This window comes from Acidobacteriota bacterium (genome assembly GCA_016700075.1).
Classification (GTDB): domain Bacteria; phylum Acidobacteriota; class Blastocatellia; order Pyrinomonadales; family Pyrinomonadaceae; genus OLB17.
In genome coordinates this window covers 2,372,695-2,389,506 of the sequence record CP065000.1, presented here as the reverse complement: position 1 = coordinate 2,389,506, position 16,812 = coordinate 2,372,695, and the positions used below count along the sequence as shown (strand labels likewise).

Here is a 16,812-nt window from a genome sequence, read left to right as displayed (position 1 = left end):
AATCTTGCGTCGTTCATCGAAACGTCAGACGCTAAACCACCCGCTACCGCAGGTGGTTCTGACGGCCCGCAGTTAGCGAAATCTTGCGTCGTTCATCGAAATGCCAGACGCTAAACCACCCGCTACCGCAGGTGGTTCTGACGGCCCGCAGTTAGCGGATTCTTGCCTTAAGGCTCCCGAAGTTGCACAAGATCCGCGCCTGAGTTGCAGAGGCCCGCGCGTGAGTTGCAAAAGCCCGCGCGTCAGCAAGGGCGATAGCGAACGATGGGGCAGGGGAAAGGATCGCAAGCATCTTATCACTAACATCTTCTATCTTAGGCTGCGATGCGGATATCGCCCTTGCTTACGCGCGGGCTTCTGCAATTGTGTTCCACGCCGGTCTCTATTCTCTCTTCCCTCTTCCCTCTTTCCTCCCCACTCTTCCCTCGTTCCTCTCGGCGGTCCGCTATCGCCCTTGCTTACGCGCGGGCCTGGGCAACTTCCCTGCGATCGCATTTGGTAGAATTTACGAAGGATAGACTGTGAAGGCATCTTTTCGCACATATATGATCTTCCTGATCGCGGCAGTGATCGCCGCGACGGGCTGTACGCGTCTGCCGGATGCGCTGGGTGTGAACAGCGGCAATTCCGCACCGGCGAATGCTGCGGCGCCGGCGGCGGCATTGGAAGCATTGCCGTTCGGCAACCCTACGAACGCCGCGGCAGCAGATCCCGACAATTACCTGATCGTTCACGAAAGCCACGTGCTTTCTTACAACTCGAGCCGCGGCACGCCGAATTGGGTCGCTTGGTTCACGCGTGCCTCGAATCTGGGGGATTCGATCCCGCGGCCGCTGTTTCAGCCCGATCCGTCAGTTCCTGCAAAATTGACGCGGATACAGCACAGCGATTATTCCGGCAGCGGCTACGACCGCGGACACATGCTGCCGAGCGCTGACCGTTTCGCCGATGAGCGGCTGAACGAACAGACGTTCTATATGACGAACATCGTCCCGCAGACGATGGCGCTCAACCAATTCCCCTGGCAAAAGCTGGAATCTTACGCACGTTCGCTCGCACGCCGCGGCAACACGGTTTACACCATCGCCGGCGTTTACGGCGACGCGGGCCGGCTGAAAGGCCGCGTTACCGTGCCGACCAATTGCTGGAAGGTCATCGTCGTTTTTCCGCGTGGCGCAGGAATCGAGTTCACCAACCGCACCCGCGTCATCGCGGTCGATATGCCGAATATTGCCGGCATCGAGAACGAGGACTGGAAACGCTACAAAACGACGGTGCGCCAGATAGAGCAGCGCGCGGGCGTCGACCTTTTTAGTTCGCTGCCGCGGGGCATACAGGAAACCATCGAAACACGTCCGCCGATCGAATGGTGAATTTCGGAGATGCAGAAGCCCGCGCGTAAGCAAGGGCGATAGCGAACCTCAACACCGAGCTCTGAAACACAAGCATATTCTGCTTATCGGTTAATGGATCGATCCACGCGCGGATATCGCCCTTGCTTACGCGCGGGCTTCTGCAACTTGGGATCTATGAAGTTATATTACTGCGAATTGGGCCCGATCCCGACCAACTTCACAGCCGCTGAACATTTCTTTTGCGCGTTGCGTATCACTCGGCATGAAACGTCTATTGATCTTTTTATTCGCCGCCCTTTTCATAGCTGCTCCGGCTAACGCGCAATCTGCCGCTGCTCCTGCTGCTGCACCTATTCCCGCCGCCGCACCGTCTGACGTCAATTCGTTAGATTCGATAATGAAGGCCGTCTATGACGTCATTTCCGGTGACGCCGGCGAACCGCGAAATTGGGACCGCTTCAGATCGCTTTTTCACAAGGACGCCAGGCTCATCCCGACCGGCAAGAATCAGCAGACCGGCCTGACCGGTGCACGTGCATCAACGCCCGATGAATATGCTAGATCGGCGGGCTCGTACTTCGCGACGAACGGTTTTCACGAACGCGAGATCGCCCGCCGTGTCGATCAATACGGCAATATCGCTCAGGTATTTTCGACCTACGAGGCATACAGCTCGCGGACCGAGAAAAAGCCGATGCTCCGCGGCATAAACAGCTTTCAGCTTCTTTTCGACGGGCAGCGTTGGTGGGTGATGACCATCTACTGGCAGCAGGAAACGCCGGACAACATCATCCCGAAAAAGTACATGAAAACGGTGAAATAGGAAGCGTTCATTGGTTTCGTTCTTTGCCTTCTTTGCGTCTTGGCGGGAAACCACGATCTTTTTCCCACAAAGCGGCTAAGGCAGCAAAGCCCGCAAAGGAAGAAAGTCCTTAACTGTAGTCACGAGTCTCGCCCGTGATACATCCAGTGACGCGGTTTGGTCGAAATAAGTATTTGACGACGCAACGATCACGATGGCCGAACACATACTCACACGTTCACTCTCGATAGACCTGCCGCGGGCTGAGGTTTTTGAGTTTTTCGCGGACGCGGGAAATCTGGAACGCATCACGCCGCCGGAACTGAATTTTCACATCATCACGCCGCAGCCCATCAATATCGCGAAAGGCACGCTGATCGATTACAAATTGCGGCTCCGCGGCCTGCCTATGAAATGGCGAACCGAGATCTCGCTGTGGGAGCCGCCGTTCCGCTTTGTCGATCAGCAGCTTCGCGGGCCGTACGCGCAGTGGATACACACGCACACTTTCACCGAGACCGCGCGCGGCGGAACGCTGATCGAGGACGAGGTGCGATACCGTCTGCCGCTGGAGCCGCTGGGCGACGTCGCACATTTCATTGTGCGGAAAGAACTGGACAATATATTTGATTTCAGGACGAAGGCCGTAAAGGAAATATTGGAAGGAAAATCTCTAGCCGCATCGGCCGCTGCCTAAACCGCGGGCCAATCACCGCAAAACACGAATTCAGCACGGCCCTTGATGACCATCTCGTCGTCCTCACGCCAGATCACCTCGGTCAAACCTCCGGGCGCCAGCACGTTCACGCGGCGATCCGTTTGCAGAAGGAACGAGCTAAGGACCGCAGCTCCGGACGCACACGTTCCGGAGGCCGCAGTTTCGCCCGCACCGCGTTCCCAAATGCGAAGTTCGATAGCATTGCGGTCGATGACGCGGACAAAAACGATATTCGCACGGTCGGGAAAACGAGGATGAACCTCAAATTTGCGGCCAAGAGTGAGCCAGTCGAGATCGAAATTATCAACGTAGATACAGGCGACAGGATTGCCGACGTTCACCGCAGAGACCGAGTAGGTGCGGCCGTCGAGCTCGATAGGTTCATTGACGACGGCAACACGGCGCGTGTCCGTAACGACAGGCACTTCGTCGCTGCCGAACCGCGGCCTTCCGATCTCAGCCTCGAACCAATAGGCCTCGCCGCTGCGTTCGAGAAACCTGTACTTCTTTACGCCGCTCCGCGTTTCCAGCCTTAAAACCTCGTCGCTCCAAAGCCCTTTGTGATGCAAATAGGCCGCGGCGCAACGCGTGCCGTTGCCGGAAAAACCGGCGAAACTGCCGTCAGGATTTACGATCTCACAGAAAAAATCGGCGTCTTCGGCTTCCATGCGTTTCAGGACCGCGATGCCGTCGGAACCGACGCCCTCATGCCGATGGCAAATGGCTTTCGCCAGCTGCGAAAATTCGACGTTCTCAGGGATCTGATCGCCCTCAATTACGATGTAGTCGTTGCCGAAACCGTGAAATTTGCAAAATTCCATAATGAGAGATCATAGCCGCAAGCTCGAGCTGAAAATGGCTTTAAGAAAACGCGAAAGAGCGAGACTGTCGGCGACGGTTTTTGCGTCAGCTGCGGTCAGACGCTCGCGGATCTTACCGTTGATGTTCAATCGAAGCGCCTTGCCCTTAGCGAAATAGATGCGCGTTTCATCGGGCTGGGGTCCATCGCCGTCCGCCCGGCGAAAATGGAAGAGCAAGACACCTGAATCCGAAAATAGCAGCTCATCATAAACGGTGCGTGCTGAGACATTGCCCGTGATCTTAACGAATACAAGCCGGTCGGGATAGAGGCTTTCTTCGGTGTCGCCGCCGGTGTAAAAGAATTTGACGTTTCTATTGTAAATACCAACGGCACGCCATTGGCGGTTGCGCGAATTGATACTCAACTCGTTCACGACGATCTCTCCGGTCGCGGCGGCTTCATCGTCCGTTTCGGCAAGCCGCACTTTTTCGGCGATGCCGTTGTATCTCTGACGTATGTTCTCGACGCGGCTGTCAACCGACTGCGCGAGGACGCAGATCGGCCACAGCACCAATAATGCGGCGGCGGCGGAGAGGCTTTTTGTCATTGCGACGCTCCTCTTTTAGGGCACCCAATCGGCGATGAAGACGTTCGTGTCGCCCTCTTTCGCGTTGTTTCGGTTCGATGCAAAGACGATCTTCTTGCCGTCAGGCGAGAACATCGGGAATCCGTCGAATGTCTCGTTATACGTGACGCGCTCCAGGCCCTTGCCGTCGAGGCCGATCAGAACGAGGTCAAAATTACGCTTGCGCGGATCGGTCGCGTAGTAGTTCGTGCTGAAGATGATGCGTTTCCCGTCCGGCGTAAAGAACGGTGCGAACGAACCCGAATCGAGATTCGTGATCTGGCGTTTGTTCGAACCGTCGGCGTTCATCACCCAGATCTCGAACGTGGTCGGCACGATCAGATGCTCGGCGAGCAACGCCCTGTATCGGGCAAGCTCAGCGGCGTCTTTCGGTGTCGAACGTCGATAGACGATCTGTTTCGAATCCGGCGAAAAGAAAGCACCGCCGTCGTAGCCGGGCTCGTTGGTCAGGCGCTTTACGTTCTTGCCGTTGATGTCCATCGTATAGATCTCGAGTTCGCCGTCACGCTGCGAGGTGAAAACGATCTTTTTGCCGTCGGGGCTCACGGTCGCTTCGGCGTCGTAGCCGGGCGTGGTGGTCAGCCGCTTTGCCTTGCTGCCGTCGGCATTTGCAATGTAGATGTCATAGTCCGGATAAACGGGCCAGACATAGCCTTTCGACATATCGGGCGGCGTCGGGCAAGCACGGTTAGCATGCTGCGTCGAGGCGTAAACGATCTTCTTGTCGCCTTTCAGATAGTAAGCACACGTCGTGCGGCCGAGGCCGTTCGAAACCATCTTCACGTTCGAACCGTCCGCGTTCATCGTAAAGATCTGATCGCAGCCTAGGCCTTCGCGTTTTGACTGAAAGATCAATTTCTTGCCGTCAAACGAAAAATAGGCTTCGGCATTCTCTCCGCCGAATGTCAATTGCTTGATGTTCTTGAAACGCTTCTCGCCTTCGATAAGGAGCTTGCTGTCCTGTGCAAATGATGCACCGGTTATGGTTAGAATTGCCAAAAAAACAAGATACAACTTTTTCATAACTTAGATTATATTATTAGGACAATAATTTTTCGCATCGTCGAGTACCGCTTTTTTGCCAGATCGTTTGGAAAAACTGTCGCGACCTAATGTAGATGAGATTTGAGACTAGCAGAGATGTCCTGGATTGGTATGAACGCCAGCCGCGCGCTCTGACGCCGGAGTTCATCGCATCGATCCCTTGGGACAAGGTAAAGGACCATCCTTTTGACGAAAAGTACGTGCCTGTCCTTTTCTATATGCGCGACGTCGAGACGCTGACGGACATGTACCACCGCGAGCTGCTGAGGACGCCGACAGGAAAAGATCCGGACATCAGCAAATTCATGGAGCGATGGGGCGTCGAAGAAATAACCCACGGCGAGGTAATGAACCGTTTCCTGAACGAACTCGGTTACGAGACTGACGAAAAATGGCAAACCGAGATCCGCGATGCCGTAACAAAGGCGTATCAGGCAAATGCCTTCATGATCACGACGCTGACGAATCTGATCGGGAAAAAATTTACGGCGACACACATGACATTCGGCGCGATACACGAAATGGAGGCCGCTCAAGGATATCGCCGCTTGAAAACGCTGACCGATCATCCCGTGCTGAATCCGATACTCGACGCCATAATCCGCGAAGAATCCGCACACAACCAGTTCTATTGGAGCGTCGCAAAGCTGGAACTCACACGAAACAAAACCGCCCGCCGCATCGCACGCTTTGTGACCGAGCGCTTTTGGGCGCCCGTCGGCCAGGGCTCATTGGCGAAACGCCGAACGCAATACCTCGTTTCCACGCTGTTCTCTGAGGGCGAAGGCATCGAAACGATCGAAACAAAGGTCACTCAGCGCGTCCGCCAACTGCCGGGATTTGAGGACATTACAAAAATAACCGACACCATCTCGAACATGGCGGCGACGTCGGACGTTCCGTTCGAGGCAGCTCTGCCGTAAGAGGCTGACTAAAGCGGACGGTAGTATTCCACGCCGCCGCTCATTTCAACCGCAATTTTGTTCTCTCTTGCCGCATGGTCGAGGTGCGCGATCGCCTCTGAAATGGCGAGGAAACGGTGCACATCATGGCTGTGTGCGTCGGGGAAAAGCCGCAGGGCGACATCGTACGCGGTCGTTCCGCCGCCGATCAGAGCGATGCAGCGGGACTGTCGATCGTCGATAGCACGAACGTAGCGGTGAAATATCTCTTCAAAATCGGTTATCGGCTCGCCGTGGCCGCCGTGGACAAGTGTCGGCGCAAATGAACGAATGCGGGCGAGACTGACAAGATATTCGCCGAGCGAAGGATAACGTTCATTCGGATCGATCGGGTCCGGTGAAAGGATAGGGTTCGGCGTAATTCGTTTTAGAACGCAGTCGCCGCAGATGATGGTCCTGTCCGCCTCTCGAAGGAAAGAGCACGATCCCGGCGTATGCCCCGGCGTATGCAGCACGCGAAGCGAACCGGAATCGAATTCCAGCTCCATTTCGTCCTCAAGCGGCGAAAATTCGCCGTCGGCAAGCGAATCCGTAAGCAGGCTGACGCTCTCGTAAAGTGCCTGCATCTCGTCAAAAACACTGTCCGGCACGCCCGACCGCCGCATAAGCTGACGATGCTCTTCGCGTGCGAGACGCCCGAAAAGATGGCCCGTTTCCCAATCGTGTATCAATACCTCGGCATTTTTCGCCTCGTCGCGGACCTGTTTTGCGAGGCCGCAATGGTCCTCATGGGCGTGCGTCAGCACGATACGCCGCACATCAGAGAAAGAAACGCCGTGCGAGGCCAGTTTTTTGCGTAAAGCACGGGCCGCTTCGGGCGTTTTCGGGCCAACGTCGATCAGCGTGAGCGGGTCCTCGCGGATGAGATAGACGTTGACATCGCCGACGTAGAAAGGAGTTGGGATAGAAAGCGGGATGATCTTCATAGCCGGCATCGGGCGAGCATTGACGCGAAGTAAAATCAATATCACGCCATATCGTCAATATCCAAATCTGCAGCAGGCCGGACGACATTTCGGGCAGGCCCGACAATTCACACAAACGTAATATTTTACTTGCCTAACCGCCTGTTTTGCGGTAAAAACATTACAGCAATTCGGTTGTGTCTTTTTAGCTCCCGGTTAGCGTCTGGTAAGCAAGCAAATAAGTGAAGACCATACGCGTCAGCCGTAACCCTCGCAATTTTTTGGGGCTAAGGACAGATCCGAAATTCTTCAGCCAAATTTAAGCATTCAGGAGAAATATGATGAGAGATCTGAAGTCTGCGATTTCTGCCGGTTTTAAGGGCTTTTTGCTACTGGCAGCAGCAGTTCTATTTACTGCGGGCCACGCCGCGGCACAGGCACAGGCGACCGCCGCCGACCTGAGCGGAACGGTGGTTGACCCGAGCGGCGCCGTAGTCGCCGGAGCTACCATTACGGCAAGGAACGCCGCCACCGGCATTTCGCGAACCGTAACGTCCGACGGGCAGGGCAATTACCAGATAATCGGCCTGCCGCCGGGTGAATACGAGGTCTCGGCCGAGGCTGCGTCGTTCAGCAAGGTCGTAATTTCGGGCGTCCGGCTGACTGTCGGCCAGGCCGCGAATCTGACCATTCCGCTGAAGATCGGCGACCAATCCGTGGTCGTCAACGTCACCAGCGATGACGTTCAGATCATCGAGACCACGCGGACGACCGTTGCGAATACCATCGATCAGACGCGTATCAACAGCCTGCCGATCAACGAACGCAGTGCTACCGGTTTCGCTCTCACCATTTCGACTGTCGGCCGCGACAACGGACGCCCGGTCGGGCCGGCTCCGACATCGGGACTGAACATCGGCGGTCAACGCGGACGTTCGACGCTCGTACAGGTGGACGGAGCAGACTTTACAGATAATTCGATCAACGCCGCACGCTCGACCGTTTCGCAGGAAGCGGTGCAGGAATATCAGGTCACGACGAACTCGTACATGCCTGAATTCGGACGTGCGACCGGCGGTATCGTCAACGTCGTAACCAAACGCGGCACCAGCGATTTCTCCGGCAACGTATTCGGCTTTTTCCGTCACAAGACAATTCAGGCCCGCAATGCGTTCGCTCCTGTAATTGACGGCGATCCGAACAAGAAGCCGCCCTACACGCGTGCCCAATACGGACTTACGTTCGGCGGACCGCTGAACCCCGGCAAAACATTCTTCTTCGGTTCGTTCGAACAGCGACGCCGCCAGGAATCAGGCTTTTTCACCGGCGACATTACGGGCGGTGCTACGTCGAGCATCACGATAGGGGCTCCGTTCCTGCCGGTATCGCAGACATTTACTAATTTGACCGCGGCTCAGGTCACCTACATTCAGGGAGCACTCGGCAGTGCCAATGCAGACCAGATCAGCCGAGCCATAGCATATGCTCACCTTGCGTCGATCGGCGGCCAGACATCGATCAACGGCGGCAGCACGCTGGTCAACTTTGTTCCGGGCATCGGCGTCCCGGCGGGTCAGGTCGTCGGCAACCGTTTCGTACTTTCAGGTGCTCCGGTCCCGCTGACGAAGAATTCTGCAGGCCAGTTCCTTGCGTTCCGCCCGCTTGGTCAGCTTGCACGCGTCTTCCCGATCTCGGAAAGCAGCACGTTCCTGTCGTTCAGAGCAGATCACACCATCAACGCCGACAATCAGTTGAGCATCCGTTTGGGCTTCAATCCCAGCCGCATCAACGGCATTCAGGATGAATCGCAGAACCAGACGCTCGGCCAGAACGACTACTCGCGAACCGGTATTCAGCGGCTCGAAGATTTCTCGTTCGGCAGCTCGCTGACCAGCATTCTGACGCCGAGGGTGATCAACGAACTCTATTACAACTACGGCCGCCGCGTCGCCAAGTTCGATTCGCAGATACCGAGCGTCGCACTGCAGATCGCAGGTACCGGCTTTATCGGATCGAACCCGTTCTCGCCGGTCGACCGTGTCGAGGCCAGGCATCAGATCCGAAACAACATGACATGGGCGACCGCGAAGCACACCGTCAAATTCGGTGCTGATTTCAACTGGGTCTCCGGCCAGGCTCGTTTCGACCTGAACTTCCCGGGCCTGTTCAACTTCGGCCAGCAGGCCGCCGGTTCGCTCGTATCGGTCAACGGCGTCGCTTGCGATTCGTTGGCTCTGACCACCGCAGGCCTCGGACGCTGCCCGGCGCTGACGGCAACGCAGGCCTACGGACTCGGCTTCCCGAGCGTATTCATTCAGGGCTTCGGCGATCCGAACAGCTCGCTCAGCAACAAACCCATCGCGTTCTTCATTCAGGACACGTGGAAGATACACCCGCGGTTCACCATCAACTACGGTGTCCGCTATGACTACGAATTCACACAGGAATTCGCACCGTCGCCTTTCACCGATCCGCTGACCGGCATCACGCTGACGGCGAACGATGTGCAGACCGCACAGGACGCATTGAATGTGACGCAGGGTTTCCCGCGTGACAAGAACAATATCGCCCCGCGTGTCGGTTTTGCGTGGGACCTGGCCGGCAACGGCCGCACGGTCATCCGCGGTGCGGGCGGCATCTTTTATGACAAGCCGCTGCTCACCGTCTCGTTCAACTCGAACATCGCAGACGGTTCGCAGCAGCAGCAGGCAACGCTCCTGCCGATCGGCGGCCCGTCGCCTTTGGGTCTGTTCAACGCATTTCAGGTGATGCACGGCACGCTGATCCCCTGCAACTTCGCAGGTGCGACGCCGGGCGTCAACTGCACACCGGGCCTGGCACCGAGTGCTCAATATCAGCAGGGCCTGATGCGTTTCAACTCGTCGCTATTTACGGGGTTCGGCCCGATCCTGCCGTTCACGCTGCATGTGAGCAAGGATTTTGAATATCCGATGGCCGTGCAGGGCAACCTGTCGATCGAGAAGATGATCGGCAAATCGATGTCGCTTTCCGCAACGTACATCAACGTGACCGCAAAGCACCTCGCCCATCCGCAGGATGTGAACAACGTGAATTCGCAGGCACTCGTTGACAACTTCCGCCGCTTTACGGCTAACAACCCCGTCGCCTGCGGCGGCCCGTGCCCCGCGGCCGGCCGTGCTCCGACGAGCCTGACGGAAGCAGCTTTCTTCTCGCTGCCGACCACGAACAGTGCCCTTTACACGATGATCGTGCCGGGCTTCGTCATTCGCAACAACACGACGAATCAACTGATCGTCAGCCCGATCGCGGCTAACTTCTTCCGCAAGCTCGGCCCGAACTACTTCTTTGTCCGTGCCCTCACCGGCCTGACCAAAGCACAGTTCGATCCGCTGCTGAACGGAACGCTCCGCACGCCGGGCCCCATCAATCCGTACGCTGACGTCAACGCTCAGATGTCGGACGGCAACTCGTCGTACAACGCGATGAACATCGAGCTGAAGAAGCGTTTCTCGAACGGCATTCAGTTCTTTACAACCTATACATGGGCACACTCGATCGACGATTCGTCCGACCTGCAGACGCTGCTCAAGCCGCAGGACAACACGAATTTCCGTGCCGAGAAATCGAACTCGCTCTTTGACCAGCGTCACCGCTTTGTCATGAGCGGCGTGATGGGTGCACCGGATTCGTGGCGTGGTGCCGGCGGATTCAAGAGCTTCCTGCACGGCTTCTCGTTCGCTCCGATCGTCGAGTTCGGCTCCGGCCGTCCGTTCAACATCCTCGCCGTCGGCGATGCGAACGGCGATTTCCAGAGCACGAACGAGCGTCCTTCGGTACGCGCTGACGGAACGCTTTGTGCGACCGGCATCGACACCGATTGCCAGACGGGCATCTTCCCTGCGAACGGTACACTCGGCCGCAACATGGGCATCACGAGCAACTATTTCTCGGTTGACGCCCGCGTGACCCGCCGCGTCCGCTTCACTGAAAAGGTGAACCTCGACATCATCGCCGAGGGCTTTAACCTCTTCAACCGCTTTAACGAAGCTGCCGGCAACCCGTTCTATCAGGTGGTCAACGCTTTCGGCAAACGCAGCGGCGGCGGCAAGTATTTCAGCCAGCCGACGTCAGCGTTCGACCCGCGTCAGTTCCAGATCGGCCTTAAGCTGAGCTTCTAGGTTTCGACGCTTTTAACCTTTTGGCCGGAGCAACTCGTGTTTCTCCGGCCTTTTTCTTTTTTTCCGCGATGGCAATTTTTTCGTCAGACGTGAAACGCATCGGCACCGAAGCGGGCTTTGACCTCGTTGGCATCGCGCGAGTCGAAAAGCTGGAATCTGCCGATGCGAGGTTCCGCGAATGGCTGGACCGCAGCTTTCACGCCGCAATGGCGTGGATGGAACGCGAACCTGAAAAACGTTCCGACCCAAGACTGATCTTTCCCGAGTGTCGGTCGGTCGTCGTTTTTCTGCACAATTACTACACATCGCATCGCCACACATCGCCGGGCAAGGTCTCGCGATACGCGTGGGGCGACGATTATCACAACGTCCTGCGTGAAAAGATGGAAACCGTCCTCGGCGAACTGCGGACAATCGACGTGACCATTAAGGGCAAGTTATGCGTCGATACATCGCCGATAATGGAAAAACCGTGGGCCGTGCGTGCGGGCCTCGGCTGGATCGGCAAACACTCGAACCTGATCACACGCGACATCGGCTCGTGGGTTTTTATTGGTGCAATGCTCCTGAATGTCGACCTTGAGCCGGACGCTCCGTTCACCGAAGACCATTGCGGCACATGCACCGCGTGCCTCGACGCCTGTCCGACAAACGCCATCGTCGAACCGTATGTTGTCGATTCGGCAAAGTGCATCTCGCACGCGACCATCGAACTCCGCGGCGAAACGCTGCCCGATGATGTCGCCCAAAACCTCGACGGCTGGCTCTACGGCTGCGACGTCTGTCAGGACGTCTGTCCGTGGAATCGTTTCGAAACGCCAACAGGTGAAATTCGCTTTGAGCCGCGAAATAGTGAGACATCACTCGACGCCGTTTCGCTCTCTAAGATGTCGCACGAAGAATACGTCGAGCGGTTTCGCGGTTCGGCCATAAAACGTGCAAAATTAAGCGGACTGCAGAGGAATGCAAGATACTTGAACACCGGATCCCAAAAGGAGAATTGAGATGTCTTTCCAACATTCGACGAAGAAATTGTCGCAGATACTTTTCGTTTTAATAGCAATGCTTGTCGTCGCAGCAAGCGCTTCGGCTCAATCATCAGCGGCAGCATCGCGTGAATACAAACGCCTCTTAAAACTGAGCAACGATCTGAAAAAGATACCGTTCGACCGCTACGACAAAGAGCCGCACCGGACGTTCCTGAAACGCAACGACAAGGACATCGTTTACAGCGAACCCGCGGGACAGTGGTTTGTCCGTTCGGGACGTTTCTGGGACCTTTATAAGAAATACGCCAAACTGCCGATCGCTGACGACATCGCGTGGTCGGCCGCGGACAATCCACTGCCGGGCGAATGCGAAGGCTATGTTAATTGCTACATGTATAACATTCGCGTGACCTACGGCGAATACCTCAGGCTGTTTCCGAACGGCAAACACAGCAAGAAAGCGGTCGATCGGATCGTCGAATATCAGCAGTACATGGCCGACGATGAATATACGAACTACGAAGGCCCGGGAGATGACGCCGCCGAACGCAGTGACCTGAAAAAGATGATAACTGAACTGCGCGATATACTGACGAAAGCGTCTCCAGAGTCAAAGACCAAGGCTCTCGAACAGCTCGCCGTTATCGAATCGCGTTTCGCCCGATAGCGCATTTTACGGGCGATTCCTGATATCATTGGGATATGCTCCGCGACGGCTACAACAGAACCATCCGCGATCTGCGGATATCGCTGACCGATCGCTGCAATTTCCGCTGCTTCTATTGCCTGCCGCACGGCGAGCCCGCGTGGGCGAAAAAGGAAACGCTGCTCACATTTGAAGAGATCGCGAAGCTCGCGGATATCTTCGTCTCGCTCGGCATCGAAAAGATACGCCTGACCGGCGGCGAACCGCTGATCCGCCGCGACGTCCCGGTTCTCGTAGAAAAGCTCGCCGTACTAAAACCGCAGCTTGCCGATATCGCACTGACGACGAACGGATTCGATTTCGTCCGCCATGCCGATGCCTTGGTGGACGCAGGGCTCGACCGCGTGACGTTCAGCCTGGACAGCGTACGGCGAGATCGATTTGAGGAAATTACCGGCGTGGACGCTCTGGACCGCGTCGTCGAGTCGATAAAATACGCGAAAAAGATCGGGTTCGATCCGATCAAGGTGAACGCCGTGATCGTACGCGGCCGCAATGATGACGAGATCGTCGAACTCGCGCGTTTTGCCCGCGAACACGGCGTCGCGTTCCGTTATATCGAATACATGCCGCTCGACAGCGGCCACGGCTGGGACCGCAGCCATGTCGTCTCCGGCCGAGAGATACGCGAGGCTATCGACGCGGAGTTTCCGCTGGTCTTGAAAGAAACTTCCCGAGGAAGCGGCACGTCGTGGCGTTACGGCTTCGCCGACGGCTCGCCCGGCGAGGTCGGCATCATCGCTCCGGTAACGGAGATGTTCTGCGGCCAATGCTCGCGTATTCGCCTGACCGCCGACGGGCAGATACGCACCTGCCTTTTCTCCAACCGCGAACACGACCTCCGCGGCGTCCTGCGTTCCGGTGCATCTGATATCGATATTGCCGACTTCATCCGCTCGGTCGTCCTGGAAAAAGAACCGCGGCATTACATCAACGACCCCGCATTCTCACAGCCCGAACGCACGATGAGTTTCATCGGCGGGTGAGTATCTATCGGACCTAACTCTGAAAGGATTTGTCGCGGCGATCGCTTGCCGCGACGAAGGTATTCTGCAATTTTTATTCGGTGATCGACATTTCGGTTCGCATTCGAATGCCGCCGGGCGTAATGACGGTGAAATTATTTGGGAGATCCTTCCCCTGTTTCTGAAATGCTTCAGAGACGAGTTTGGCTTTTGTTTCGGGACTAAGTCCGGGCAATCGAACCAAAACCACGCCGTCGGACAATAAACGGCGGTCTAAGAAAACCATTTCGCCAAAGTCCTTATCGGCAGTGATCAGTAATGCCTTTTTTGAATTCGCCCGATCAAATACGGTGTTGTCGTCAATGCTCGGTTCTGATTCAGCGATGTAGGAAACGTCGTGGCCGTCGTTCCTCAATCGTGCTACGATCTGTCGATCGATGCTTTCGTCCGCCAAAAGATTCATGCAGCTTTCAACGAAGTGCTCGGCAGATTGCTCACAGCGAAGTGAAGCGCCGCAGAGATGGCTTCGCGGGTCAGTCGCGGATGTGCGTCCAGGATCTGCTCGATAGTTTCACCAGCTGCGAGTTTTTCCAGGATCAACTCAACTGTGATGCGCGTTCCGGCAACGACAGGCTTGCCCATCATTACGTTTGGTTTCGATTCAATGAGCTGTTCATACATAACTCGTCTATTATACAGCAATTGCGTTTACCGGGTTACGCAGTTTGAACATGCATTCTCACAGCCCGAACGCACGATGAGTTTCATCGGCGGCTAGACGTTGGATTATACTAGCGTCATATGTCCGAGCCCGTCGCTATCGAATCCATCCTGTCCGAAGACCGCGTTTTTCCGCCGCCGCCGGAATTTGCCGCCGCGGCGCACATCAAGAGCTTTGAAGAATACGAGCAGATGTATGCCGAGTCGATGCGGGACATTCCGGCGTTTTGGGAAAAGCAGGCCGAGGAACTTGAGTGGTTCGAAAAATGGCAAACGGTGCTCGAATGGAACTCGCCGCACGCGAAATGGTTCGTCGGCGGCAAGATCAACATATCGCAGAATTGCCTCGACCGTCATCTGACGACGTGGCGTCGGAACAAGGCGGCATTTATCTGGGAAGGCGAGCCGGGCGAACAGCGGACGTTGACGTATCTGCAGCTGCACCGCGAGGTCTGCCGTTTTGCTAACGTATTGATAAAGCTGGGAGTTGCGACCGGCGACCGCGTCGCATTGTATATGCCGCTGGTGCCGGAACTGGCCATCGCGATGCTCGCTTGTGCACGAATCGGCGCGACGCATACGGTCATTTTCGGCGGTTTTTCGGCGGACGCCATTCGCGACCGTGTGAACGACGGCGGCTGCAAGCTCATCGTTACCGCGGACGGTGCTTTTCGACGCGGAACCGAGGTTCGACTGAAGGACGCCGTTGACGAGGCCGCAAAGCAGACGCCGACCGTTGAGAACGTCGTGGTATATCGACGCACCGGCAGCAAGGTAGCGATGCAGCCGGGACGCGATCATTGGTGGCACGAGATCATCGAAACTGTCGATGCCGTCTGTCCCGCCGTTCCGCTCGACAGCGAACATCCGCTATATATCCTTTACACGTCCGGCACGACCGGCAAACCGAAAGGCATTCTGCACACGACGGGCGGCTATCTGACGCAGGCGGCATATACGTCGAAAATGGTCTTTGACCTGAAGGACGAGGACGTCTATTGGTGCACCGCGGACATCGGCTGGGTGACCGGGCATTCATACGTGGTTTACGGGCCGCTCGCGAATGGTGCGACCGTCGTCATGTACGAAGGCGCGCCGAATTTTCCCGGCTTTGACCGTTTTTGGGACATCATCGAACGGCATCGCGTGACCATATTTTACACGGCTCCGACGGCGATACGTGCTTTCATAAAATGGGGCGAGGAACATCCGCTGAAACACGACCTTTCATCGCTTCGCCTGCTCGGGACCGTCGGCGAGCCGATAAATCCTGAGGCGTGGATGTGGTATCGCGAGGTCATCGGCAAAGGCCGCTGCCCGATCGTCGATACATGGTGGCAGACCGAAACGGGTTCGATAATGATCTCGCCGCTGCCCGGTGCAACGCCCGCCGTTCCGGGCACAGCGACGCGGCCGCTGCCGGGCGTGATGGTTGACGTGGTCAAAAAGGACGGCACAAAATGCGAGCCGAACGAAGGCGGTTATCTGGTCGCAAAGCATCCTTGGCCGTCGATGCTGCGCACGTTGTGGGGCGACGACGAACGCTACAAAGAAGCGTATTGGTCCGAGATCCCAGGACACTATTTCGCGGGTGACGGTGCTCGGCGTGACGAACGCGGCTATTTCTGGATCATGGGCCGCGTCGATGACGTGATAAACGTAAGCGGCCATCGACTGGGAACCGCGGAGATCGAATCGGCACTCGTTTCGCACGAAGCCGTCGCCGAAGCCGCCGTCGTGGGCCGCCCCGACGAACTGAAAGGCCAGGCCATCGCCGCGTTCGTTACGCTGGAAGGCGGCCGCACAGGCAGCGACGAATTGAAAGAAGCTCTCCGTGCCCACGTTCAGAAAGAGATCGGTGCGCTAGCCAAACCTGACGACATACGTTTCACCGACGCGCTGCCGAAAACGCGTTCGGGCAAGATAATGCGGCGTCTGCTGCGTGAACTTGCTGCGGGCGGCGCCGTCGCGGGCGACATCACGACGCTGGAAGATCTTTCGGTTCTGGAAAAGCTCCGCGAGGACGAGGAATAACGCG

Annotated in this window: 15 protein-coding genes; 9 read left to right on the top strand and 6 right to left on the bottom strand. The window is 56.6% G+C overall.

Annotation, left to right across the window (positions count from 1 at the left end):
* Window positions 1-521: 521 nt before the first annotated feature.
* The 3 genes from IPM50_10855 (at window position 522) to IPM50_10845 (ending at window position 2,854) form a co-directional block, all read left to right on the top strand.
* Window positions 522-1,373 carry a DNA/RNA non-specific endonuclease gene (locus tag IPM50_10855; protein QQS32165.1) on the top strand — a complete coding sequence of 284 codons (852 nt, stop codon included), beginning with the start codon at window positions 522-524 and terminating at the stop codon, window positions 1,371-1,373.
* Window positions 1,374-1,617: 244 nt separating this feature from the next.
* Entirely contained in the window at window positions 1,618-2,178 is a 561-nt protein-coding gene (locus tag IPM50_10850) for a hypothetical protein (protein ID QQS32164.1), read from the top strand.
* 193 nt (window positions 2,179-2,371) lie between these two features.
* Window positions 2,372-2,854, top strand: a complete 483-nt coding sequence (locus tag IPM50_10845; GenBank protein ID QQS32163.1) for an SRPBCC family protein — start codon at window positions 2,372-2,374, stop codon at window positions 2,852-2,854.
* Here IPM50_10845 and dapF read toward each other — a convergent pair.
* Genes dapF through IPM50_10830 form a run of 3 tightly spaced genes read right to left on the bottom strand, consistent with a single transcriptional unit; the run spans window position 2,851 to window position 5,346 of the window.
* On the bottom strand, window positions 2,851-3,696 hold the full coding sequence (dapF, locus tag IPM50_10840) for a diaminopimelate epimerase (GenBank protein QQS32162.1): 846 nt from the start codon (window positions 3,694-3,696) through the stop codon (window positions 2,851-2,853). The genes IPM50_10845 and dapF overlap by 4 nt on opposite strands.
* Before the next feature lie 9 nt (window positions 3,697-3,705).
* On the bottom strand, window positions 3,706-4,284 hold the full coding sequence (locus IPM50_10835; protein ID QQS32161.1) for a hypothetical protein: 579 nt from the start codon (window positions 4,282-4,284) through the stop codon (window positions 3,706-3,708).
* A 15-nt stretch (window positions 4,285-4,299) separates the two neighbouring features.
* Window positions 4,300-5,346 carry a PD40 domain-containing protein gene (locus IPM50_10830; GenBank protein ID QQS32160.1) on the bottom strand — a complete coding sequence of 349 codons (1,047 nt, stop codon included), beginning with the start codon at window positions 5,344-5,346 and terminating at the stop codon, window positions 4,300-4,302.
* Between the two features lie 95 nt (window positions 5,347-5,441).
* Here IPM50_10830 and IPM50_10825 point away from each other — a divergent pair, with 95 nt between their 5' ends.
* Window positions 5,442-6,290 carry a ferritin-like domain-containing protein gene (locus tag IPM50_10825; protein ID QQS32159.1) on the top strand — a complete coding sequence of 283 codons (849 nt, stop codon included), beginning with the start codon at window positions 5,442-5,444 and terminating at the stop codon, window positions 6,288-6,290.
* Between the two features lie 8 nt (window positions 6,291-6,298).
* On the opposite strand, the gene IPM50_10820 is transcribed toward IPM50_10825, so the two are convergent.
* The gene (locus IPM50_10820; GenBank protein ID QQS32158.1) at window positions 6,299-7,255 is read right to left on the bottom strand and encodes an MBL fold metallo-hydrolase; all 957 of its coding nucleotides are present in this window, start codon (window positions 7,253-7,255) and stop codon (window positions 6,299-6,301) included.
* Between the two features lie 320 nt (window positions 7,256-7,575).
* On the opposite strand from IPM50_10820, the gene IPM50_10815 reads away from it, so the two are divergent.
* The 4 genes from IPM50_10815 to moaA all read left to right on the top strand — a co-directional run bounded on the left by IPM50_10815 (window position 7,576) and on the right by moaA (window position 14,075).
* Window positions 7,576-11,394, top strand: a complete 3,819-nt coding sequence (locus tag IPM50_10815) for a carboxypeptidase regulatory-like domain-containing protein (GenBank protein ID QQS32157.1) — start codon at window positions 7,576-7,578, stop codon at window positions 11,392-11,394.
* 68 nt (window positions 11,395-11,462) lie between these two features.
* Complete coding sequence (queG, locus tag IPM50_10810; protein QQS32156.1) at window positions 11,463-12,398, top strand: tRNA epoxyqueuosine(34) reductase QueG; 936 nt, start codon at window positions 11,463-11,465, stop codon at window positions 12,396-12,398.
* A 1-nt stretch (window position 12,399) separates the two neighbouring features.
* Entirely contained in the window at window positions 12,400-13,050 is a 651-nt protein-coding gene (locus IPM50_10805; GenBank protein QQS32155.1) for a hypothetical protein, read from the top strand.
* A gap of 35 nt (window positions 13,051-13,085) precedes the next feature.
* Complete coding sequence (moaA, locus tag IPM50_10800; protein ID QQS32154.1) at window positions 13,086-14,075, top strand: GTP 3',8-cyclase MoaA; 990 nt, start codon at window positions 13,086-13,088, stop codon at window positions 14,073-14,075.
* Window positions 14,076-14,148: 73 nt separating this feature from the next.
* Here moaA and IPM50_10795 read toward each other — a convergent pair whose 3' ends face one another.
* Entirely contained in the window at window positions 14,149-14,517 is a 369-nt protein-coding gene (locus IPM50_10795; protein QQS32153.1) for a DUF5615 family PIN-like protein, read from the bottom strand.
* A complete protein-coding gene (locus IPM50_10790) occupies window positions 14,514-14,735 on the bottom strand; it encodes a DUF433 domain-containing protein (protein ID QQS32152.1) in 222 nt (73 codons plus the stop codon). The genes IPM50_10795 and IPM50_10790 overlap by 4 nt, the downstream gene beginning before the upstream one ends.
* A 120-nt stretch (window positions 14,736-14,855) precedes the next feature.
* Between IPM50_10790 and acs the strand changes: the two genes are divergently transcribed.
* A complete protein-coding gene (acs, locus tag IPM50_10785) occupies window positions 14,856-16,808 on the top strand; it encodes an acetate--CoA ligase (protein ID QQS32151.1) in 1,953 nt (650 codons plus the stop codon).
* The last annotated feature ends 4 nt before the right edge of the window (window positions 16,809-16,812 follow it).